Source organism: Nocardia sp. NPDC057227 (genome assembly GCF_042669725.1).
GTDB lineage: Bacteria > Actinomycetota > Actinomycetes > Mycobacteriales > Mycobacteriaceae > Nocardia > Nocardia asteroides_A.
The window spans coordinates 15407-36289 of sequence record NZ_JBHUXA010000024.1 but is presented as its reverse complement, the minus strand read 5'-3'; the positions used below and the strand labels follow the sequence as shown (position 1 = coordinate 36289).

Genomic DNA, 20883 nt, shown 5'->3' with positions numbered 1-20883 from the left:
GGATCCGTCAATCGGGTCCTCGCCGATGTTAGGATAGCCTCACCATAGTTCCAGGTGAGAAGGAGTGCAGCTCGTGCGGATCGTGATCCTGTTCGGGTCGGAGATGGGGACGGCCGAGTCGGCGGCCGAGGTGATCGCGGGCGAGCTGGCCGCCCATGACGTCTCGCTCTCCGACATGGGCGAGTTCGACGTCGACGACCTGGATCCCGGCGCGCTGCACATCATGGTCTGCTCCACCTACGGCGACGGTGAACTACCAACCAACGCCGAGCCTTTCGCGGCTGCGCTGGACAGCAGGCGTCCCGCGCTCGACGGGCTGCGCTTCGCCGTCTTCGGGCTCGGCGACAGCATCTACGGCCCCACGTTCAACCGCGGCGGCGAGATCATCGCCGAGAAGCTGAGCGCGCGCGGGGCGGTCCAGCTCGGCGAGCACGCGCGGCACGACTCCTCCACCGAGGTGAAGGTGAAGGTGCTGGCCGCGGCGTGGGCCAGGGAGCTGCGCGCGCTGCCGAGCTTCGAACTCGCCACGGCCTGAACGCATCTGCCCGGCGGGATCGCACCGGGCGCCAGCGGCGATGTCGGCCGTGGACTTAAACTGCTGGGGAAGCGCGGGAACAGCCCACCGCGCCGCAGCGATCCCCACGAGGTGACGAAAATGGCAGCAGGAGCGAGCCTGACCGAGCACGACCACACCGCCGACGAGCATCCGGAACTCGAAGCCCTGCCCGTGTGGCCGACCGAGACCATCGCGGTACTGGTGACGACCGACCCGTCCCCGCACGCCATCCCGGTCTCCTGGCCGGTGCGCGCGGGCGACCGGCGCATTCTGATCAGCCTGAAATTCGACCGGGGTTCGCTGGCGCGGCTGCGCGAGCAGCCGCAGGTCGCGCTGCTCATCCTCGGTGGCGGCGACGTCGCGCTCTGCGCGCGCGGCACGGCGACGGTGCTCGCCGACGGGATGCCGGGCGCGAGCGACTATGTTCCGGTACAGATCGATGTCGACACCATCGACGACCATCGGCAGTCGGCGTTCACGGTCGCGCAGGGCATCCAGCGCACGGTGCTCGACGAAGCCGAACTCGACGCGCTGCGCGGCCGGGTGGCCACGCTGCGCGAATGGGCGGAGCAGAACCCGAACACGGAAGGATGACATGAGCGTCACGCTGGCCAAAGGCGGCAACGTCTCGCTGTCCAAGCAGGCACCGAACCTGACGAAGGTCTCGGTCGGCCTCGGCTGGGACGTCCGGACCACCACCGGAGCCGACTACGACCTGGACGCGAGCGCGCTCGCGACCGGGCCGAACCTGAAGGTGCTCTCGGACCTGCATTTCATCTTCTACAACAACCTGCGCTCGCCCGAGGGCACCATCGAGCACACCGGTGACAACCTCACCGGCGAGGGCGACGGCGACGACGAGACGATCAATGTCGACCTCGCGGCGACGCCGCCGAGCATCACCAATATCTTCTTCCCGGTCTCGATCCACGACGCCGACGCCCGCGCGCAGTCCTTCGGCCAGATCCGCAACGCCTACATCCGCGTCACGGACGCCGTGACCGGTGCCGAGCTGGCGCGCTACGACCTCTCCGAGGATGCCTCCACCGAGACCGCCATGGTCTTCGGCGAGCTGTACCGCAACAACGCGGAGTGGAAGTTCCGCGCCATCGGCCAGGGGTACGCCTCCGGTCTGGCGGGCATCGCCCGCGACTACGGCGTGAAGATTTAGCGGCGAGCGGGTTCGTGCCCCGGCACGAACCCGCTCAGTTGTTGCCCGCCGCCAGGCCCAGGGGCGGGGTGTGCGCGTGCAGTGTCACTGTTTCGCGTTCGCGCTGGTCGAGCAGGGCGAGGTAGCGGTGCAGCATGAGCCCGGCGGTAGCCGCGAGCCCCGCGGTGAGGCCCCACCAGATGCCCGCCGCGCCGAGGCCGAGCGGGAAGGCGAGCAGGAGGGCGGCGGGGAGCCCGACGCCCCAGTAGCCGACCAGCGAGAGCCGGAACCCGGCCGAGGTCTCCTTGAGCCCGCGCAGCAGCCCGGTGCCGATGTTCTGCGCGGCATCGAAGAACTGCAACACGATGCCGATCAGCAGCAGCGTGTGCGCCAGCGCGACGGCCGACTCGTCGCCGGTGTCGATGAACGGGGCGAGCACCAGGTCGGGGGCGAAAATGTACACGAGCCCGGTCACCACCGCGACCAGCGCGGCGCCCTGCAGCGCCAGCCGCGCCTGGGTGCGCGCCCGGTCGAACTCGTCCCTGGCCGCCGCGTGGCTGACCAGGATGGAGGCGCCGTGCGAGATGCCGATGGCGACCTGGAACACGATGTAGATGATCTGGTAGACGACATTGTGCGCGGCCAGCGCGGCCGGCCCGATGGTGCCCATGGCCAGCGCGAGCACCGAGAACATCCCCGCCTCGGAGCCGTAGGTGAGCGCGATCGGCACGCCCAGCTTCAGCTCGGCCCGCACCGTGCGCGCCCGCACCGGCCACGGCCTGCGCGGCAGCGCACCGGCGAGCCGCGGGTCCCGCCGCACCAGCACGCCGAAGGCGAGGAACATGGCGAGGAAGACCAGCGAGGTGGCGATGCCGATCCCGGTCAGCCCGAGCGCGGGCAGCCCGAGCCAGCCGTGCGCGAGCGGAAGCGCGAGCCCGAGGTTCAGCGCCACCGAGCCCAGCGTCACCAGCAGCAGCGCCTGCGGCCGCCGCATGCCGACGGTGTACTGCCGCAGCACCTGGAACCACAGGCAGGGCAGCAGCCCGGGCGCCAGCGCGACCATGAACGGCCGCGCCGCCGCGAGCACATCGGCGTCCTGCCCGAGCCACTGCAGCGAGTAGCCGAGCCCGACCAGCACCGCGCCACCGAGCAGCCCGGCGACGGTGGCGATCAGGAAGCTGCCGCGCACGATGTCGCGCACCTCGGCGTCGGCGGAGTCGCCGCGCTTGCCCGCGGCGCCGACCGCGCCCGCGATCCGGTTGCCGCTCGCGGTGATCAGCCCGACGCACATGGTGCGGATCTGGTTGAAGAGCACCAGCGCGAGCCCGCCCGCCGCCACCGCGCCGACCCCGAGCGAGCCCATGAGCGCGATATTCGTGGTGGAGACCGCGATCTGGGCCAGCTGGGTGGTGGCGATCGGGGTGGCGAGCGCGGCCAGCTGGCCCGCGTCCGATCTGCGCATCCGGTCGATCATCGCGCCGCCACGAGGTTCGTGCCCGCGAGCGCGGGCGACCAGCGGTCGAGCAGGGCGCCGACCGCGCGCTCGGCGCCGGGGTCGAGCAGGTCGCGCTCGGCCATCCAGGCGTCGTCGAAGACGGTGTCCAGGTACTTCTCGCCGCCGTCGCAGACCAGCGTCACCACCGTCGAGCCGGGCGGGAACTGCTCCAGCCGGACCAGCGCGGCGTGCACCGAGCCGCCCGCCGAGCCGCCGATCAGCAGCCCGAGCTTCGCGGCGACGGCGCGCGCGGTGGCGAAGGCGTCGGTGTCGGTGACCTTCACGCCCTCGTCCAGCAGCGTGTAGTCGACCGCGGTGCCGATGCTGGCGCCGGGCGGGGTGCCGGTGCCGGACTGCCAGTACGGCCCGCCCTCGCCGCCGAAGGCGATCGAGCCCTCCGGCTCCACCCCGACCACGTACGGCACGTGGCCGAGCTGCCGCAGCCGGGTCGCGGTGCCGAAGAGCGAGCCGCCGGTGCCGACCGCGGAGAGCAGGATGTCGACCCGCTCGACCTCGGCGAGCAGCTCGTCGGCGACCGGGTAGTAGCCGACCGCGTTGGCGTCGTTGTTGTGCTGCTCGGTGAAGTAGGCGCCGCCATCGGCGGCCGCCATCGCCTCGGCGAGATCCTCCCGCGCCGAGGTGGCGAGGCTGTCATCGCCCGCGTCGGCGACGTACACCAGTTCCGCTCCCATGGCTCGCATCGCGCGCAGTTTGTCCTTACAGGCGTGGTGATCGACGACCGCGGTGAAGCGGTACCCACGTTCGGCGGCGACTACCGCGAGGCCGAGCCCGGTATTGCCGGACGTGGACTCGATGATATGACCGCCAACTCCCAGCAAACCACGCCGCTCGGCGTCGAGCACCATCTCCCGCGCCATCCGGATCTTCGCCGTTCCGGTCGGGTTGAAGGTCTCCAGCTTGAGCAGCAGCCTGGTGCCGGTCGCGGTGCGGGCGAGCTCGAACAGCGGGGTACGGCCGATCAGGTCCGTCACGCGCGTGACGAGCGGCATGGGATTGTCTCCTCTTCGATCTCAGGCAGGCGCCGCGTCGAGGCGCCAGCGCAGCGCCTCCCCGTGCTCGGTGAGCACGATCTTCGGCGGCACGGGAAGGTCGTGGAAGGCGGACTCGTTCGAATCCATCTGGTAACCGGCGGTATTCGGGTAGATCAGCAGGTCGCCGGGCTCGGCCCGGCGGGGCAGCGGCACCCGGCGGCGGCTGAGCATGTCGGAGTCGAGGCAGGTGGCCGCGCCGACGCTGGTCGGGGTGCGGACGCCGGGTCGCGGCGGCCACAGCACCGGGTCCGGCAGGTATTCGCTGTCAAACCACTGCTCGGAAAGGCTCAGGCTGGTGCCGTCGACGGTGAGCAGGTCGTAGGGCTCGCCGCCGACCAGCCGCGTCTTCCGGCCCTGTACCCGGAACACCGTACAGCCGGCGCGGTCCAGCAGGGCCCGGCCCGGCTCGACGGCGAGCACGGTGTCGGTGGCGACGAGCCGCTCGGCGAGCCCGCGGTGCCGCAGGATCGCGGTGAGCATGGCCGCGCCCGGCACCGGGAAGTGGTACGGGTAGTAGGAGCCGGGCTCGGTGTCGCCGTGGAACCAGTGCGGTCCGGCCGCCGCGGTGAACTCGGCCCACGCCGCGGCGGGGACGTAATCGACCCCGAAGCCGCCGCCGATGGAGAGCGTGCGGGCCGGGTGCCCGCTCGCCGCCGCGCTCGCCAGCCGATCCAGCAATTCGTGCGCGAACTTCGCGCGCTGCGCGGCGTCGTAACCGGAGAGGTGGAAGCTCAGCCCCTCCCAGCGGACCCGGCCCGCGAGCCCGTCCAGCCGGGCGTGCGCCTCGTCCAGCTCGGCATCGGTGAGCCCGAACCGGCTGGTCGAGCCAGCGGGCAGGGCGCGGAGCAGGATGCGCGGCGGCGGCGCGCCGTCGGTGGCCGCGGGCAGCCGGTCCAGCTCGTCCAGCGCGTCGACCGCGATCAGCGCGCCGTGCCTTGCGGCCAGCCAGAGCAGCTCGTCCGGCTTGGCCGGGCCGGTGACGACGAGCTCGCCGCCGCGCACGCCCTGCGCCAGCGCGCCGACCAGCTCGCCGGTGCTGGCCACGTCGATCCCGGCGCCCGCCCTGGCGCAGGCCCGCGCCACGCAGGCCGCCTTGTTCGCCTTCTTGCCGTAGTAGATCGCGCCGGTGACGCCCGCGGCCTCGAAGGCCGCCCTGAACTCGTGCACCGCGCGCAGCACCCGGTCGGGGAAGAGCACGTGGAAGGGGCCGCCGAGGATGCTCGCGAGCTCACCGAGGAGCACGGGATCGGCCAGCAACCGCTGCTCCCACCGGTCGCGGTGGGCAGGCAGCGGCGCGGCGGCGATCCCGGTCAGTCCCACAGCGGCACCTCGACGCCGCGGCCCTCCGCGATCGCGCGCTCGGCCAGCGCGTGTGCCACCGCGACATCGGTGAGCACCAGCCCGCTGTTGTAGACGAAGATCTTCTCCTCGTCGCTGCGCCTGGCGACCGCGCGCCTGCTCAGGATGCGCGGCAGCTCCGCGTCCACCGCGCGCAGCACGCCGTCCGGGCCCGCCATGTCGGTGCCGGTGAGCGCCATCTGCTCGGCGCTGGTGGCGATCACCCGGTCCGCCCGCTCCAGCGCCGACGGCGCGAGCCCGTACCCGACCAGCACCGCGGTCGATCCCGGCGCCAGATCGGCGGCCTCCAGCGCGACCTCGGTGCCCGGCCCCGCGGTCGCGAGCACCACGTCCGCGCCGCTCGCGGCGGCCACCGGATCCTCGACCACCTCGAGCAGCGCGTGCGGCTGGTGCACCGCCAGGTTCTCCCTGACCGCGACCAGCCCGTCCGGGTGCGTGCCGTAGACCATGAGCTTGCGCAGCTGCGGATTCGCCGCGAGCAGGTGCGGCAGCGCGTTGCGGCCCTGGGTGCCGGTGCCGATCAGCAGCACGCTCTCCGCGCCGCGGCGGATCGTCTCGCGGACCAGCAGCGCCGAGACCGCCGGGGTGCGCAGCGCGCCGACCCTGGCGCAGTCCATCATGGCGATCGGCGCGCCGGTGGTGTCGTCGTAGAGCGTGATCGTGGTGTAGTACCGCTTGGTGCTGCGGTCGTGGCCGGGATCGAACTTGTACGAGGTCTTCATGGCGACCACCCGGCGCCTGCCGTCCCGGCCGAGCATGGCGTAGGCGACCGACCAGCCGTCCGGGTTGGCGACGCTGAGCTTGCGCGGGTTGTCCGATTCGCCCGCGGCCAGCGCGAGGTACGCCTCCTCCACGGCGCGCACCACGTCGGCGGGGGTGATCGGCACGTCGGCCAGATCGCTACGGCTCAGCACACGCAGGGGCGTGCTCCGGTCACGGTTGCTCATCGCTTCCTCGATCATCGGAGGTGTCCCGTTCTGTCACCGTGCGAAACGGGGCAACGATCTGCTGCCCGTACCCATTCTCACGGTTCTCGGCGGCGCGCCTGCGCCGCTCGGGAAGACGAATGTTGACGCGTTTGAGCCACCGGTCGGTGCCGTCGTAGCGCGCGGTGAACGGCACCCGGCCGTGCACCGCCACGTCGTTGTCCACCAGCAGTAGCTCGCCGGGGACGAGCGCGGCCACCCGGCAGACCCGCTCCAGCTCCGCGCTCAGCCGGGCGTAGGCGCGGCGGAACTCGGCGTCGGCGTCGTCCAGCGGGGTGTAGGCGGGGTCGTAGCGGGTGGTGAGTCCGGTTGCGGCATCGGCGGATTCGATATCGCCCTCGTGCCAGAGCGTCGGTAGCGCGGGTGCGGTGGCGCGGTCGTGCGCGTCGCCGTAGGAGACGTCGGGCAGGATCGGCAGCACCGGTGCCGCGAGCAGGCGGCGCTCGGCGGCGGTGAGCTCGACCTGCCGCACCGAGGAGACGGTGGTGCCGACCATGTCGTGGTTGCGCAGGCAGCCGAGCATGAGCAGGTGCGCACGCTCGGGGTGGAAGGCGTCCTCGGTGTGCGGGGCGAGCAGCGTGCTGCTGCTCGCGCCGGATTGCTCGTGCTCGTGCCCGGCGGCCGGGACGATGTTGTTCACCAGCCGCCCGCCCTGCTGGCCCCGCCAGCCGAACGGCTCGCCCGCCGCGGCGGCGAGCAGCAGCATGGCGATATCCAGGCGCAGCGAGGCCGCGGTGGGCGCGGCGGCGCCGTCCCGTCCGGCGGCGGCGCGCCAATTCGCCGGGGTGCGGCCGATTTCCGTCTCGCGCACCGGCAGCCCGCCGACGATGGTCGCGCCGGCGGAGGTGCTCGGCGGGCGCACCGCGGCCGCGATCGAGCCGGGTAGCCCCTGCGCGTAGCGCCGGACCGCCGCGACCACCCGCGGATCGGTCAGCGTCTCGGCGGCGACCCGGTCGCCGTCCAGGCCGAGTGTGATGCAGATCGCATCGGCGGCGGCACGGATCGCGGCACCCGCGGCGGGTGCGATCTCGCGTCGTTCGACGGCTTGCGGGTGAAACGTCCGACGTTCGGAGAGAACGCTTTTCACCGAGTGGGGTCCCTTCTTCGGATCGAGCCGGAGGCAGATGAGACGATTCGAGTCCGAAGGTAGTTGGTCGGCATTGGGTTAAGCAAGGCTTGCCTAATTTGCAAGAACACACATAGCGGTATGACATGACCGGAACGGGCGCCGACGATACCCTTTCGGCAACTTCCGGGCGAATTCCGGCTGCGGCGAGTCGCGCACATGCCGCGCGGCCGAGAACGCGCGAGCATTAGGCTAGCCTGGCCTTGCTGGTGTGTCGACGGCGCGCGGCGAGGGCGTTTGTGACGCACCGGATTACGCGACGCGGCTGTGCGCCGTGCCGGAGCTGAACAGCCGCCTCCGGTCCGGTTGATGACACTGAGTTCGATTGTGCACAGCATCGCCGACCCGGGGAGCGAACTCGGCTCCGCGACAGCGTTTTCCGACTCCGCCGATCGCCGAAGTCCCATCCGGCGACATCGCGCTCAGCACCGCACCGTCGCCCGGCTCACACCGCTCCAGGGCATATTCGCCACGATCAGCCCGCCTACGTCTACGGCTGACAGCAGCCGCGCTGAGCTGGGTATCTACCCATACCCGGCACAATGGACCGGGTGGTGTGGAGAAGAGCGGGTGCGGCGACGCTGATCGTGGCGACCCTGGTGCTCGCCGGGTGCGGGTTCGGGCCGGAGCGGGAGCCGCTGCCGGAGGGGATTCCACCGGGGCCGGGGACCCCGCTGCCGGTGATCGACGTGCACGCCCCGGGGCGGGCGGCGCTGCAGCTCAGGGGCTGGGCGGAGGAGCAGGCGGATCGGATGGCGATCCCGGTGCAGGCGCTGGAGGCGTACGGGTACGCGGCGGCGGTGCTGACGAACTCCCGCCCGGACTGCGGCATCGCCTGGACCACGCTGGCCGGGATCGCGAGCGTGGAGAGCAAGCACGGCACGTACCGCGGCTCGCAGGTGGGGGAGGACGGCGTGATCCGCCCGCCGATCATCGGCATCCCGCTGGACGGCGGCCCCGGCGTCGCCCGGATCGCCGACACCGACCGCGGCGCCCTCGACGGCGACCGCGAGTTCGACCGCGCGGTCGGCCCGCTGCAGTTCATCCCGGAGACCTGGAAGCGCTGGGGCGTCGACGCCAACGGCGACAACGTCGTCGATCCGCAGAACATCGACGACGCCGCGCTCACCGCGGCCCGCTACCTCTGCGCCAGCGGCGGTGACCTCACCTCCGAGCTGGGCTGGCAGCGCGCGCTGATGACCTACAACCAGTCCAACAGCTACCTGCTCACCGTGCGCGACCGCGCCGCCGCGTACAGCATCGGCCGCCGGGTGTAATCGCGTCGGAGTGCCGGTTATCGGCCGGGCCGCAGGAACGATAGGCTCGCAGCGCACGGGTCCGTCTCGTGTGATCATGCCTGTCAGCTGCCGAAGGAGTTCGTTTTCGTGGCCATCATCGAACAGGTCGGAGCACGCGAGATCCTGGATTCTCGCGGTAACCCCACCGTCGAGGTCGAGATCGCCCTCGACGACGGCACCCTGACCAGGGCGGCCGTGCCGTCCGGCGCCTCCACCGGCGAGCACGAGGCGGTGGAGCTGCGCGACGGCGGCGAACGCTACCTGGGCAAGGGCGTCCAGAAGGCCGTCGAGGGCGTGCTGGACGAGATCGCCCCGGCCGTGATCGGGCTGGACGCGGTCGAGCAGCGCACCGTCGACCAGGTGCTGCTGGATCTGGACGGCACCCCGGACAAGTCGCGGCTCGGCGCGAACGCCCTGCTCGGCGTCTCGCTGGCGGTGGCGCGGGCGGCCGCGGAGTCCTCCGGGCTGGAGCTCTTCCGCTACCTGGGCGGCCCGAACGCGCACGTGCTCCCGGTGCCGATGATGAACATCCTGAACGGCGGCGCGCACGCGGACACCGGCGTCGACGTGCAGGAGTTCATGGTCGCCCCGCTCGGCGCGCCGACCTTCAAGGAGGCGCTGCGCTGGGGCACCGAGGTGTACCACGCGCTCAAGTCGGTGCTGAAGAGCAAGGGGCTGGCAACCGGGCTCGGCGACGAGGGCGGCTTCGCCCCTGACGTCGCGGGCACCCGCGAGGCGCTCGACCTGATCGCCACCGCCATCGGCAAGACCGGGCTCACCCTCGGCCGTGACGTGGCGCTCGCGCTCGACGTCGCCGCCACCGAGTTCTACAACACCAGCACCGGCTACACCTTCGAGGGCACCGCGCGCAGCGCGGACGAGATGGCGCAGTTCTACGCCGAGCTGCTCACCGCCTACCCGCTGGTCTCCATCGAGGATCCGCTCTCCGAGGACGACTGGGACGGCTGGGTCGCGCTCACCGACCTGATCGGCGACAAGGTGCAGATCGTCGGCGACGACCTCTTCGTCACCAACCCGGAGCGGCTGGAGGAGGGCATCGTCAAGGGCGCCGCCAACGCGCTGCTGGTGAAGGTGAACCAGATCGGCACCCTGACCGAGACCCTGGACGCGGTCGAGCTGGCGCACCGCAACGGCTACAAGACCATGATGAGCCACCGCTCCGGCGAGACCGAGGACACCACCATCGCCGATCTCGCGGTCGCGGTGGGCAGCGGCCAGATCAAGACCGGTGCCCCGGCGCGCAGCGAGCGGGTCGCCAAGTACAACCAGCTGCTGCGGATCGAGGACGCGCTGGGCGATTCCGCCAGGTACGCGGGCGACGTCGCGTTCCCGCGGTTCGCCTTCGAGGGCTGACGGATCGGTGATCGGCGGTAAGGGATGACGGAGCGGCGGACGCGCGGCGCCGGCCCCGGTGGCCGGGGCGATCGGCGCACGTCGCGGTCCGCCCGCTCCCGCCCCGCCGCCGATCACGCCGCCGCGAGCCGGGCGCCGCGCAGGCGCGCGGAATCGGAGAAGAAGCGCGAGCGGAAGCTCGGTGAGGGTGGCCGCCGCTCCCGCCGCGCCGACCGGCCGGAGCGCACCTTCCTCGGCCTCTCCACCGGCCGGGCGGTGATCCTGGCCATGGTGGTCTTCGGGCTCGGGCTCACCCTCGCGGTGCCGATGCGCACCTACTTCTCCCAGCGCGCCGAGGCCGTGCAGCTCGCCAAGGACCGGCAGCTGCTGGAGGCCGATGTCGCGGAGCTGCGCGATCGTCGTGTGCAGCAGCAGGATCCGGCCTACATCCGCGCCGAGGCCAGGGACCGGCTGCGGCTCGTCCTGCCCGGCGAGACCCCCTACATCGTGCAGGTGCCCGGCATCGAGGCGCCGCCGGTCGCCGCCGCGCCGACCCGCTCGCGCGAACCCGACCCCTGGTACACCGACCTCTGGCGCACCCTCGACCAGCCAGCCCCCACCCCGGAAGGACCCCGGTGACCGCCCCCACCCAGCACGACCTGGAGATCGTCGCCCGGCAGCTGGGCCGGGAGCCCCGCGGGGTGCTCGGCATCGCCTACCGCACCCCGGACGGGCTGCCCGCGGTCGTGCGCACCGCCCCCAAGCTCCCGGACGGCACCCCCTTCCCGACGCTCTACTACCTGACCGACCCCCGGCTCACCGCCGAGGCGAGCAGGCAGGAGTCGGCGGGTGTCATGCGCGAGATGACCGAGCGGCTCACCGCCGACCCCGCGCTGGCCGCCGCCTACCGCGCCGCGCACGAGAGCTACCTCGCCGAGCGCGACGAGATCGAGCCGCTCGGCACCGATTTCACCGGCGGTGGCATGCCGGACCGGGTCAAGTGCCTGCACGTGCTGATCGCGCACGCGCTGGCCAAGGGGCCCGGCGTGAACCCGCTGGGCGACGAGTCGGTGGCGCTCGCCGCCGAGCACGGGCTGCGCGGCACCGCGGTCCCCGCCGACTGGCCCGAGTACCGGGTCCTGCGAGAGGAGAACGAGGCATGAGCAACCGGGTAGCGGCCGTGGACTGCGGCACCAACTCCATCCGCCTGCTGATCGCCGACGTGCAGCCGGACGGCACCCTCGCCGACGTGCACCGCGAGATGCGGATCGTCCGGCTCGGCCAGGGGGTCGACGCCACCGGGGCCTTCGCGCCCGAGGCCATCGAACGCACCAGGGTCGCGCTGGCCGATTACGCCGCCACCATGCGGGAGGCGAAGGTCGACAAGGTGCGCATGGTCGCCACCTCGGCCACCCGCGACGCCTCGAATCGCGAGGACTTCTTCGGTATGGCGCGCGAGCTGCTCGGCACCGTCGTGCCCGGCGCCGAGGCCGAGGTCATCACCGGGGACGAGGAGGCCAGGCTGTCGTTCTCCGGCGCCATCGGCGAGCTCGCCGCCGACGAGGCACCGTACGTGGTGGTCGACCTGGGCGGTGGCTCCACCGAGCTGGTCTTCGGCGACGCCGACGGGGTGCGCGCCGCCTTCTCCGCCGATATCGGGTGCGTGCGCATCACCGAGCGGAGCATGCCGGGGAATCCGCCGACTCCCGACCAGCTCGCGGCTGCCCGTGAGTTCGCCGCCGAGCGGCTCGCCGCTGCCTTCGCCGCCGTGCCGGTGGAGGAGGCGCGGACCTGGGTCGGAGTCGCCGGGACCATGACCACCATCGCGGCGGTCGCGCTGGAACTTCCCGAGTACGACGCGTCGAAGGTGCACCTGAGCAGGCTCTCGCTGGAGCAGGTGCACGCGGTGTCGGATCGGCTCACCTCGCTAGACCACGATCAGCGGGCCGCGCTCGGGCCGGTGCACCCGGGTCGGGTGGATGTGATCGGCGGGGGTGCGCTCATCGTCCGGGTGCTCGCCGATGAGCTGTCCCGACGGGCGGGGATCTCCGAGCTCGTGGTCAGTGAGCACGACATCCTCGACGGGATCGCCCTCTCCATCGCCTGACCCGTGCTGCGCTACCTGGAAGCCGTCCGGCACGGCCAGACGCCGATCAACGCCGCCGGTCCCGCCGTGGCACGGCCCTATCTGCCCGACTCGGAGGTCTTCCTGACCGAGCTCGGCGAGCGGCAGGCGCTCGACGTCGGCCGCCGCTTCGCCGCGCTCCCGCCCGACGAGCTCCCGGACCTGGTGCTCTGCTCCCCGTACCCGCGCGCCCGCCGCACCTGGGAGATCGCCGCCGCCGAGCTTCGCTCACCCCCGGAGTTCCGCATCGATGACCGCCTGCACGACCGCGACCGCGGGCAGTTCCGCGTGATGTCGCAGGCGCGTGCCCGGCTCCTGCACCCCGACGAGGCCGCCGCCGAGGACCGCGACCCACTCGGCTACCGCCCGCCCGATGGCGAGTCTTTTCGTGACGTGGCCGACCGGGTCGGCGCCGTCGTCACCGAACTGCTGGAGCCCGGTCCCGAGCGGGTGCTGATCGTCGCGCACGACGCCGTCGTCCTCATGCTCCGCCAAGTCCTGGAGCGGCTCCCGAACGCGGAGATCCTCGCGCTGGCCGAGCGCGGCTTGGCGGGCAATGGCTCGGTCACCTCCTGGCGCCGCGACCCCGGCTCCGGCTTCCACCTGCTCTCGTACGACGACCGAACCCATCTGACCAGCTGAAACCTCCCTGGTTTCGAGCTGATCATGGGAGGTATTCGCGGTTCGTGCGCCTCCTCCGACTACCGGGCGTCTACCGCCCGCAAGCCGATACCTGGTTGCTGGCCCGGGCCCTCGCCGATGCCGCCCTGCCCCGGAACCCGCGGGTGGTCGACATCTGTACCGGAACCGGCGCCCTGGCCCTCACGGCCGCCCGCGCCGGAGCCACAGAGGTCACGGCCGTCGACATCTCCCGCCGAGCCGTCTCCACCGTCTGGCTCAACAGCCGGGCGCGCGGTCTCCCGATCGAGCTGCTCCGCGGCGACTTCCGCGAGGTGCTCCGCGACCGCACCTTCGACGTCGTCCTCTCCAACCCGCCCTACGTCCCGTGCGCCGACCCCGACCCGGCCCGTGGGCTGGACCGGGCCTGGGACGCCGGCTTCGACGGCCGTTCGGTCCTGGACGACCTCTGCGCGACGCTGCCCACCCTGCTCGCCCCCAACGGCGTCGCCCTGCTCGTCCACTCCGAACTCTCCGACGAGCAGCGCACCCTGCGCATGCTCCGGGAATCCGGCCTCAAGGCGTCCACCGTCGCCCGCTCGCTCACCCCCTTCGGCCCGGTCATGCGCGGCCGCGCGGAGTGGCTGGAGGGGGCCGGGCTCATCGCGCCCGGGCAGCGGGTGGAGGAGCTGGTGGTGATCCGTGCCGACCGCATCGAACAGTGAGCCGGAGCGGCGGCGGGTCACCCTGGAGCAGGGTGGTCCGGCGCTGATCGAGGGGCCGGTGGAGATCATCGGGGAGGACGGCTCGGTCGTGAAGTCCGACCGCTTCCTGGTCGCCCTCTGCCGCTGCCACCGCAGCGACATCTACCCCCTCTGCGACACCAGCCACCGCCGCCGCGCCCGGCGCACCGAGGACTGAAGCGGCTACAGGCCGAGCGAGCGCACCAGGTCGAGCAGCTCGATGCGGAAGAGCTTGCCCGGATTCTGCGATTGCGGACGCAGGTGCCCGTACACCTCCAGCGCGATCGGGCCGTGCATCCGGCCCCACATGCGCAGCGCGAGCGCCAGTGCGGCCGGGGGCAGGTCGGGATAGCCGGTGCGCACTTGTTCGGCGAGCTCGCGATCGAAATCCGACCAGGTCGAATCGCCCTCGGACTGCGTCCGCTTCGCACGCGGCCACGCCGCGGCGGCCAAGCCGACCAAGCCGTCGCAGGCGCGCAGCTCGGCGCCGCGCGCCGGGCCGCCGGGCGGCGGCCGGTACCCCGCGACCGGGTCCCCGTAGATCAGCCGGAACCCGGCCGGGTGTGCCACCGCCCAACCGCGCACCGCCTCGCCCCAGGCCACGATGCGCCCGCCCGGGTCGTCGGCGGGCACCGAATCGCGCGCGGCCTCGAGCAGAACCACCAGTTCGGTGTAGACGTCGGAAATCAGGGTGCTGATCAGATCGTCGCGGGTGGGAAAGTAGCCGTAGAGCGCACCCGCGGTCATTCCCATCTCCCGGGCGATGGCGCGCAGGGTGATCGCGTCCGGCCCGCCTTCGGTGAGCAACCGGAGGGCGGTGCCCTTGATCTCCGCCACCGTCTCCGCACGCAACCGTTCCCGGCGGTTCCTCACTTCGGCCACGGTTGACACCCTACAGCGTGCGGATACTATAACCCGTGTAGTTACTGAACGGCGTGTAGTAGTGAGGAGTGGTGACTGTGCGGATCGGGGTTTTCGGAGCCAGCGGGGTGATCGGCGGCCGGGTGGTGCGGGAGGCAGAGCGGCGCGACCACGAGGTGACGGCGTTCGCGCGGGACGCCGCGCGCCTCCCGGACGGGCTCGGAACGGCTCGGCGGGTGGTCGCGGACTGGCTGGACGCGGATGGCATCGCCGCCGCGATCGCCGAGCTGGACGTGGTGATCAGCGCGGTGAACGTCGGGCACGGCGTCGCCGACACCATCGCGCACGCCGACGATTTCGTGGCCGGAGCACACGCGATGGTGGCGGCGCTGCACCGGCACCCCGGTGTGCGGCTCGTCGTGGTCGGCGGTGGCGGCAGTCTGGAGGTGGCACCCGGACTCCAACTGGTCGATACCGGAGCGGATTTCACCGCGGTGCTGACCGAACGGCTCGGGGTGCCCGCCCAGTACCGCGCGGTGGTACTGGCGCTGCGCGAGGCGCTGGACGTCTATCGGCGGTCGAATCGGAACTGGACGTATCTGAGCCCGTCGTCCGGGTTGATCGAGCCGGGCGAGCGCACCGGCCGGTACCGGGTTGGCGGTGACCAGCTGCTGGCCGGGGACGCCGACATCTCGGCGGAGGACCTGGCAGTGGCGCTGCTCGACGAGGTGGAGGGGGCACGGTTCGTGCAGCGCAGGTTCACGGTCGCCGCCGCCTGATGCGCGAGGCGCAGGCTCCGGCGGCGCTGCGCGGCCGCGCCGAACAGGATCACCGGCGTTCCAGCGGCCACGGCACCGGTGGCTGCCCGTCGACCACCTCGGCCACCAGGTCCGCCCAGTGCGTAGCCAGATAGCCGACGTCGAACCAAGCGGCATGCAACTCCTCGGCGCTCGGCGGTGCCGGGCTGTGCATCGGTGTGCCCGATGATCCATTCCGCGATCTGACAACGCAGCGCCATGCGGCTCGCCTCGAATTCGGCTCCGCAGCCCGCGGAGTGGCCGCGCACGCGGTGCAACATGGCGAGCATCCTGGCTTGCTCCAGCAACCTGGTGCCGTGCCGACCGATCGGGAACCGGAAGGCCGTGGTGTCCGGCGATCGGGATCGGCTGATCCACGGACTCGGGTTCGCCGGATACGTGGAGTGGAGCGCGACGGGGGACTACGCCGCGGTCACCGGGCTTTCGGAGGCGGCGCTGGCGGTCCGAGGTGCGCACCCAGCGCTCGTTGCCTACGCGCAGATGCGTCGCGCGGAACTATCGGCTGCCCGCGGCGAGCCGCAGGACGCATATCGGACTCTGCTCGCAGCGGACGCGGCAACGACCGAGGCGAACGGCATGGAGCCTCCTGCGGCGATGTACTGGTGGACCCCGGGATTCGCCGCGGTGCAGCGCGGCGGGGTGCTGTCGCTACTGGGCGACAATGCCCGGGCAGTGGAGGAAGCGACCGAAGGTCTGTCGGAGATGCCGCCCGCACACCGTCGCACCGAGTGGCTGGCCTCTGCGCTTCGACGAGTAGATCCGGACATGAGCCCGTCGGGCTGAGGCCATTGCCTACTCCAACGGCTCGAGCAGGGAACTCCTCCCCGCCTCCCACGCCTCCAGCAGCACCCGATCCACCTGCTCCTCGAGCAGGTTCGTCACCTGGATCCCGAACACCACCGACTCGGTGAGCTCCGGCTCCTCGGCCACCAGCGGTGCGATCACCTGATGCCGCATGACCTGCTCATGCACCGCATCGGCCTCGACGTGCTCGGCATAGAAGCGCACGCACTCCGGCGCCGCGTCCAGCCGCTCCAGCACCGAAACCATGCGCCGCGACCCCGGCGACGACGTGATCTCCACCGTCGCGAAGTGCCCGACCAGCGCCCCGCGCAATTCCCGGTGCAGCCCGAACAGCGACATCATGTTCACCAGCGCCAGCATCGGCGCGGGCACCACGTCCAGGTAGTGCAGGTACCCGTCGTCCAGTCCGGCCGCAGCCATCAGGTCTGCGTAGAGCTTGGCGTGCACGCGGTCGGCGTGCCCACCCCCGTACTCATCGAACTCCACGGCGACCAGGGAAGCCTTCGCCTGACCCCGCAACCGCGGAATAGCCCAGGCGTACGGATCCGCCTCTTTGTGGTGATAGATAGACCGATGCGTGAAGTACTCCCGCACATGCCACCACTCGGCCCGCTCCAGCAGAAAGGCCCCGACCCCGGCCGGCTCACCCGGCTGCACCAGCAGCGCGTTCAGTTCGGCGTCGAGATCATCCCCACCGGGCACATCGGCCCGCATAGCCGCCAGGAACCGGCGCTCCAACTCAGCGCGAAATGCGAGCAGCCCGGGATCCCACTCCCAGCCGGACGCGACCCCGTCGAACCCCTGATAGTGCAGCTCGTACAGCGTGTAGAGCGCGAGATGCAGATCATCGCCGTACGGATCGACCTCACCCGCGGGCACGGAAACGGAAGTACCCGGCTCCGAGCGCAGCGCGGTGAGCACGGCTTCGGAGAGCGCACCCCGGGCACGCGGCAGGGCGAGACGGGTGCGAACGCTGGTCGTCATAGTGGCCGACTACCCGGATAAACCCAGCTCTACCTGACCCCGGACCCCTTGTCCGCCCGCCCGTTGATCAGATCGGCGAGCCGGTGCAGCGACTCCCGATTGCGCGGCGTCAGCAGCACCCCCTGCACGCGATCGGGCACCAGCACGCCGGGCCCCTTGACAGCTTTCTCGGCCATCTCGATCCGGGTGCGGCCCGGCCCCTCCTCGTGCAGCCGCAACCGGATGTAGGCGGCGCCGAACGGCCACAGCCGAGCTTCCAGCTCCAGTTGATAGGGCTGCTGAACAGCGCGAACGGTGGTGTGGTCCTGCATGGTGAGCGGCCACGGCCCGACGCTGTGGTGGATGCGCGAGCCGACCGCGGGCCACTCCGGGTCGACCGCGCGGATGTGCGAGGCGCCGACGACCCACGACGAGTAGAGCCATCCGTCGGTCAATGTGGCGAACGCCTCGTCGATGGGTACTTCCACGGTGATACCGATCTCGATCACGGGGGCCGAATGCCCTCGCCCGGCCGGGTGAAACCGGCCGGAGTGGCCTACCGGACCGAGTCGGGCGGTATGGGAAGGTGTGGCGCATGGCCGATACAGCGAATATCGAGCAAGCGGAAGTTCCGGAGCGCACCTTCTTCGGGCACCCGATCGGCTTGACCAACTTGTTCGGTGTCGAGCTGTGGGAGCGCTTCTCCTTCTACGGCATGCTCACCATTCTCGGCTACTACCTGTACTACTCGGTGACCGACGGCGGGCTCGGGCTCTCGCAGGACACGGGCGTCGGCATCGTCGGCGCCTACGGCGGCCTCGTCTACCTCTCCACGGTACTCGGCGGATGGATCGCCGACCGGTTGCTGGGAATGGAGCGGACGGTCTTCTACGGCGGCGTCGTCGTGATGGCCGGGCACATCGCCCTCGCCGTGCTGCCGGGGCTGGCCGGGGTCGGCGTCGGGCTGGTGCTGGTCGCGCTCGGCAGCGGCGCGCTCAAGGCGAACGCCTCCTCGCTGCTCGGCACGCTCTACCCCAAGGGCGATGCCAGGGTGGACGGCGGCTTCACCCTCTTCTACCTGGGCATCAACCTCGGTGCCTTCGCGGGCCCGCTGCTCACCGGGCTGCTGCAGCGCGAGTGGGGCTTCCACTACGGCTTCGGCGCCGCCGCGATCGGCATGGCGCTCGGCCTCACCCAGTACGTGATCTTCCGCCGCAACCTCGGCACCGCGGGGCGCGAGGTGCCGAACCCGCTGCCGCGCGGGCAGATCGGGCGGATCGCCGGGGTGCTGGTCGGGGTCGCCGCGCTGGTCGCGGTGGTCTGGCTGCTCGGCTGGGTGCGGCTGAGCAACCTCGCCGACGTCACCACCGGCGTGATCGCCGTCGCCTCGGTGCTCTACTTCGCGATCATCCTGCGCAGCCCCAAGGTGACCCCGGTGGAGCGCACCCGGGTGCGCGCCTTCATCCCGCTGTTCATCGCCAACGCGGTGTTCTGGTCGCTGTTCCAGCAGATCTTCACGGTGCTCGCGGTGTACTCGGACGAGCGGATGAACTGGTCCATCTTCGGCTGGACCGCGCCGTCCAGCTGGATCGGTTCGGTGGAGCCGGTGTGGATCATCGCGCTCTCCCCGCTCTTCGCCCTGCTCTGGACCCGGCTCGGCAGCCGCGCGCCGGGCACCCCGCTCAAGTTCGCGCTCGGCGTGCTCGGCATGGGGCTCTCGTTCTGGCTGTTCCTGCTGTTCGCCGGGGGCGAGGGGCGCAGCACCCCGGCGGTATTCGTGCTGCTCATCATGGCCGGCTTCGCCGTCTCCGAGCTGCTGATCTCGCCGATCGGGCTGGCCGTCACCACCCAGCTGGCGCCGGAGGCGTTCCGCGCGCAGATGATGGCGCTCTACTTCTTCTCGGTCGGCTTCGGCACCTCGATGGCGGGCGTGCTGGCGGGGTTCTACGAGACCGACCGGGAATTCGCGTACTTCGGGCTGATCGGCGCGGTCGCCGTCGTCGCGGGCCTGATCATGGCCGCCCTCGCACCGTGGGTGCGCAGGCACATGGAGGGCGTGCATTGATGCGAGGAACGGAGTCACCATGAGCACGACCCGCACCGGCGGATTGTTCCGGACCAAATCGGTCGAGCAGTCCATCCGCGACACCGACGACCCCGACTCCAAGCTCCGCAAGGACCTGACCGCGTGGGACCTCACCGTCTTCGGCGTCGCCGTCGTGGTCGGCGCGGGCATCTTCACGCTGACCGCGCGCACCGCGGGCAATGTCGCCGGGCCGTCGGTCTCGCTGGCCTTCGTCTTCGCCGCCGTCGCCTGCGGGCTGACCGCGCTCTGCTACGCCGAGTTCGCCTCCACCGTCCCGGTCGCGGGCAGCGCCTACACCTACTCCTACGCCACCTTCGGCGAGCTGGTCGCCTGGATCATCGGCTGGGACCTGATCCTGGAGTTCGCGCTCGCCGCCTCCGTGGTGGCCAAGGGTTGGTCGCAGTACCTGGGCGAGGTGTTCACCGGGATCGAGCCGGTGATCCACCTCGGCTCGGTCGAATTCGATTGGGGCGCGGTGGTTCTGCTCGCGGTGCTCACCGTGCTGCTCGTCGTCGGCACCAAGGTGTCGTCCCGGGTCTCGGCCATCGCGGTGGCCATCAAGCTCGGCGTGATCGCGCTGGTGGTCGTGGTCGGGCTGACCTACTTCGACAAGGACAACCTCTCGCCCTACATTCCGCCGTCGCAGCCGGGCGAGGGCGAGGGCGGCTTGCACCAGTCGCTCTTCTCCTGGGTCACCGGCGCCGGGAGCAGCAACTTCGGCTGGTACGGGCTGCTCGCCGCGGCCAGCCTGGTGTTCTTCGCCTTCATCGGCTTCGACGTCGTCGCCACCACCGCCGAGGAGACCAAGGACCCGCAGCGCGCCGTCCCGCGCGGCATCCTCGGCTCGCTGGCTATCGTGACCGTGCTGTACGTGGCGGTCTCGCTGGTGCTCACCGGCATGGTGCCCTACACCGAGCTGGCCGGCGACGACTCCACGCTCGCCACCGCCTTCGCGCTGAACGGCGCGGACTGGGCGCAGAAGGTGATCTCCATCGGCGCGCTGGCCGGCCTCACCACCGTGGTCATGGTGCTCTTCCTCGGCCAGACCCGGGTGCTCTTCGCGATGTCCCGCGACGGCCTCATGCCGCGCGGGCTCGCCAAGACCGGCCGCTTCGGCACCCCCGCCCGGCTCACCGTGCTGGTCGGCGTCGTCTGCATGCTGCTGGCCGGCTTCGTCCAGTTCGGGACGCTGGAGGAGATGGTGAACATCGGAACGCTCTTCGCGTTCGTGCTGGTCGCCATCGGAGTGCTCGTGCTCCGCCGCACCCGGCCGGAGCTGGAGCGCGGTTTCCGGGTGCCGCTGGTGCCGTTCGTCCCGATCCTCGGCGTGCTCGCCTGCCTGTGGCTGATGGTCAACCTCTCGGTCGAGACCTGGGTGCGCTTCCTGCTGTGGATGGCGATCGGCCTGCTGGTGTATTTTGCCTACGGACGACGGCATTCCCTGCTCAATCGCACGGCGACATCGAGTCCCGCTTCGGAATAGAGGCATC

The 20883-nt window shown here is 71.4% G+C and carries 24 protein-coding genes; 15 read left to right on the top strand and 9 right to left on the bottom strand.

The annotated features are described in order from the left end of the window. Window positions 1-73 precede the first annotated feature (73 nt). The 3 genes from ACFUJ1_RS27110 (at window position 74) to ACFUJ1_RS27100 (ending at window position 1727) form a co-directional block, all read left to right on the top strand. Window positions 74-535 carry a flavodoxin domain-containing protein gene (locus tag ACFUJ1_RS27110; RefSeq protein ID WP_378649944.1) on the top strand — a complete coding sequence of 154 codons (462 nt, stop codon included), beginning with the start codon at window positions 74-76 and terminating at the stop codon, window positions 533-535. Window positions 536-655: 120 nt separating this feature from the next. Beyond that, complete coding sequence (locus ACFUJ1_RS27105) at window positions 656-1150, top strand: pyridoxamine 5'-phosphate oxidase family protein (protein ID WP_233020428.1); 495 nt, start codon at window positions 656-658, stop codon at window positions 1148-1150. A gap of 1 nt (window position 1151) precedes the next feature. Next, complete coding sequence (locus ACFUJ1_RS27100) at window positions 1152-1727, top strand: TerD family protein (RefSeq protein ID WP_378649942.1); 576 nt, start codon at window positions 1152-1154, stop codon at window positions 1725-1727. A gap of 34 nt (window positions 1728-1761) precedes the next feature. Here the strand turns inward: ACFUJ1_RS27100 and ACFUJ1_RS27095 are convergent, their stop codons facing one another. The 5 genes from ACFUJ1_RS27095 to ACFUJ1_RS27075 are packed head-to-tail and all read right to left on the bottom strand — an operon-like array spanning window position 1762 to window position 7685. Then, window positions 1762-3168 (bottom strand): MATE family efflux transporter, encoded by a 1407-nt coding sequence (locus ACFUJ1_RS27095; protein ID WP_378649940.1) that lies wholly within the window; start codon window positions 3166-3168, stop codon window positions 1762-1764. Between the two features lie 8 nt (window positions 3169-3176). Further along, window positions 3177-4211, bottom strand: coding sequence for a PLP-dependent cysteine synthase family protein (locus ACFUJ1_RS27090; protein ID WP_378649938.1), 1035 nt, complete (start codon window positions 4209-4211; stop codon window positions 3177-3179). Window positions 4212-4232: 21 nt separating this feature from the next. Next, window positions 4233-5573, bottom strand: coding sequence for a Y4yA family PLP-dependent enzyme (locus tag ACFUJ1_RS27085; RefSeq protein WP_378649936.1), 1341 nt, complete (start codon window positions 5571-5573; stop codon window positions 4233-4235). Then, entirely contained in the window at window positions 5564-6559 is a 996-nt protein-coding gene (locus tag ACFUJ1_RS27080) for an ornithine cyclodeaminase family protein (protein WP_378649934.1), read from the bottom strand. Before ACFUJ1_RS27080 ends, ACFUJ1_RS27085 begins: the two co-directional genes overlap by 10 nt. After that, on the bottom strand, window positions 6546-7685 hold the full coding sequence (locus ACFUJ1_RS27075) for a TauD/TfdA family dioxygenase (protein ID WP_378649932.1): 1140 nt from the start codon (window positions 7683-7685) through the stop codon (window positions 6546-6548). The genes ACFUJ1_RS27080 and ACFUJ1_RS27075 overlap by 14 nt, the downstream gene beginning before the upstream one ends. A 581-nt stretch (window positions 7686-8266) precedes the next feature. On the opposite strand from ACFUJ1_RS27075, the gene ACFUJ1_RS27070 reads away from it, so the two are divergent. The 8 genes from ACFUJ1_RS27070 (at window position 8267) to ACFUJ1_RS27035 (ending at window position 14039) form a co-directional block, all read left to right on the top strand. Beyond that, complete coding sequence (locus ACFUJ1_RS27070; protein ID WP_378649930.1) at window positions 8267-9001, top strand: lytic transglycosylase domain-containing protein; 735 nt, start codon at window positions 8267-8269, stop codon at window positions 8999-9001. Window positions 9002-9109: 108 nt separating this feature from the next. Further along, on the top strand, window positions 9110-10396 hold the full coding sequence (eno, locus tag ACFUJ1_RS27065) for a phosphopyruvate hydratase (protein WP_233020418.1): 1287 nt from the start codon (window positions 9110-9112) through the stop codon (window positions 10394-10396). A gap of 24 nt (window positions 10397-10420) precedes the next feature. Next, window positions 10421-11014 (top strand): septum formation initiator family protein, encoded by a 594-nt coding sequence (locus tag ACFUJ1_RS27060; RefSeq protein ID WP_378649928.1) that lies wholly within the window; start codon window positions 10421-10423, stop codon window positions 11012-11014. Further along, the gene (locus tag ACFUJ1_RS27055; RefSeq protein ID WP_378610318.1) at window positions 11011-11538 is read left to right on the top strand and encodes a DUF501 domain-containing protein; all 528 of its coding nucleotides are present in this window, start codon (window positions 11011-11013) and stop codon (window positions 11536-11538) included. Before ACFUJ1_RS27060 ends, ACFUJ1_RS27055 begins: the two co-directional genes overlap by 4 nt. Continuing rightward, window positions 11535-12482 (top strand): exopolyphosphatase, encoded by a 948-nt coding sequence (locus ACFUJ1_RS27050; protein WP_378649926.1) that lies wholly within the window; start codon window positions 11535-11537, stop codon window positions 12480-12482. The genes ACFUJ1_RS27055 and ACFUJ1_RS27050 overlap by 4 nt, the downstream gene beginning before the upstream one ends. Window positions 12483-12485: 3 nt before the next feature. Next, window positions 12486-13142, top strand: a complete 657-nt coding sequence (locus ACFUJ1_RS27045; protein WP_378649924.1) for a histidine phosphatase family protein — start codon at window positions 12486-12488, stop codon at window positions 13140-13142. Between the two features lie 44 nt (window positions 13143-13186). Further along, a complete protein-coding gene (locus ACFUJ1_RS27040; protein ID WP_378649922.1) occupies window positions 13187-13843 on the top strand; it encodes a HemK2/MTQ2 family protein methyltransferase in 657 nt (218 codons plus the stop codon). Further along, a complete protein-coding gene (locus ACFUJ1_RS27035; RefSeq protein WP_378649920.1) occupies window positions 13821-14039 on the top strand; it encodes a CDGSH iron-sulfur domain-containing protein in 219 nt (72 codons plus the stop codon). Before ACFUJ1_RS27040 ends, ACFUJ1_RS27035 begins: the two co-directional genes overlap by 23 nt. A 5-nt stretch (window positions 14040-14044) precedes the next feature. Here the strand turns inward: ACFUJ1_RS27035 and ACFUJ1_RS27030 are convergent, their stop codons facing one another. Then, entirely contained in the window at window positions 14045-14743 is a 699-nt protein-coding gene (locus tag ACFUJ1_RS27030; RefSeq protein WP_378649919.1) for a TetR/AcrR family transcriptional regulator, read from the bottom strand. Between the two features lie 71 nt (window positions 14744-14814). Here ACFUJ1_RS27030 and ACFUJ1_RS27025 point away from each other — a divergent pair, with 71 nt between their 5' ends. Continuing rightward, window positions 14815-15501 (top strand): NAD(P)-dependent oxidoreductase, encoded by a 687-nt coding sequence (locus tag ACFUJ1_RS27025; protein ID WP_378649918.1) that lies wholly within the window; start codon window positions 14815-14817, stop codon window positions 15499-15501. Window positions 15502-15550: 49 nt separating this feature from the next. Here the strand turns inward: ACFUJ1_RS27025 and ACFUJ1_RS27020 are convergent, their stop codons facing one another. Then, on the bottom strand, window positions 15551-15694 hold the full coding sequence (locus tag ACFUJ1_RS27020) for a hypothetical protein (protein ID WP_378649917.1): 144 nt from the start codon (window positions 15692-15694) through the stop codon (window positions 15551-15553). A 104-nt stretch (window positions 15695-15798) separates the two neighbouring features. On the opposite strand from ACFUJ1_RS27020, the gene ACFUJ1_RS27015 reads away from it, so the two are divergent. Further along, window positions 15799-16323 (top strand): hypothetical protein, encoded by a 525-nt coding sequence (locus ACFUJ1_RS27015; RefSeq protein WP_378649916.1) that lies wholly within the window; start codon window positions 15799-15801, stop codon window positions 16321-16323. A 9-nt stretch (window positions 16324-16332) separates the two neighbouring features. Here the strand turns inward: ACFUJ1_RS27015 and ACFUJ1_RS27010 are convergent, their stop codons facing one another. Continuing rightward, window positions 16333-17328: an iron-containing redox enzyme family protein gene (locus tag ACFUJ1_RS27010; RefSeq protein WP_378649915.1), complete on the bottom strand. Its 996-nt coding sequence runs from the start codon at window positions 17326-17328 to the stop codon at window positions 16333-16335. A 29-nt stretch (window positions 17329-17357) separates the two neighbouring features. Further along, on the bottom strand, window positions 17358-17816 hold the full coding sequence (locus ACFUJ1_RS27005) for an SRPBCC family protein (RefSeq protein ID WP_378649914.1): 459 nt from the start codon (window positions 17814-17816) through the stop codon (window positions 17358-17360). An 86-nt stretch (window positions 17817-17902) separates the two neighbouring features. Here ACFUJ1_RS27005 and ACFUJ1_RS27000 point away from each other — a divergent pair, with 86 nt between their 5' ends. Next, window positions 17903-19372, top strand: a complete 1470-nt coding sequence (locus ACFUJ1_RS27000) for a peptide MFS transporter (RefSeq protein WP_378649913.1) — start codon at window positions 17903-17905, stop codon at window positions 19370-19372. 19 nt (window positions 19373-19391) lie between these two features. Beyond that, window positions 19392-20876 carry an amino acid permease gene (locus tag ACFUJ1_RS26995; RefSeq protein ID WP_378649912.1) on the top strand — a complete coding sequence of 495 codons (1485 nt, stop codon included), beginning with the start codon at window positions 19392-19394 and terminating at the stop codon, window positions 20874-20876. The last annotated feature ends 7 nt before the right edge of the window (window positions 20877-20883 follow it).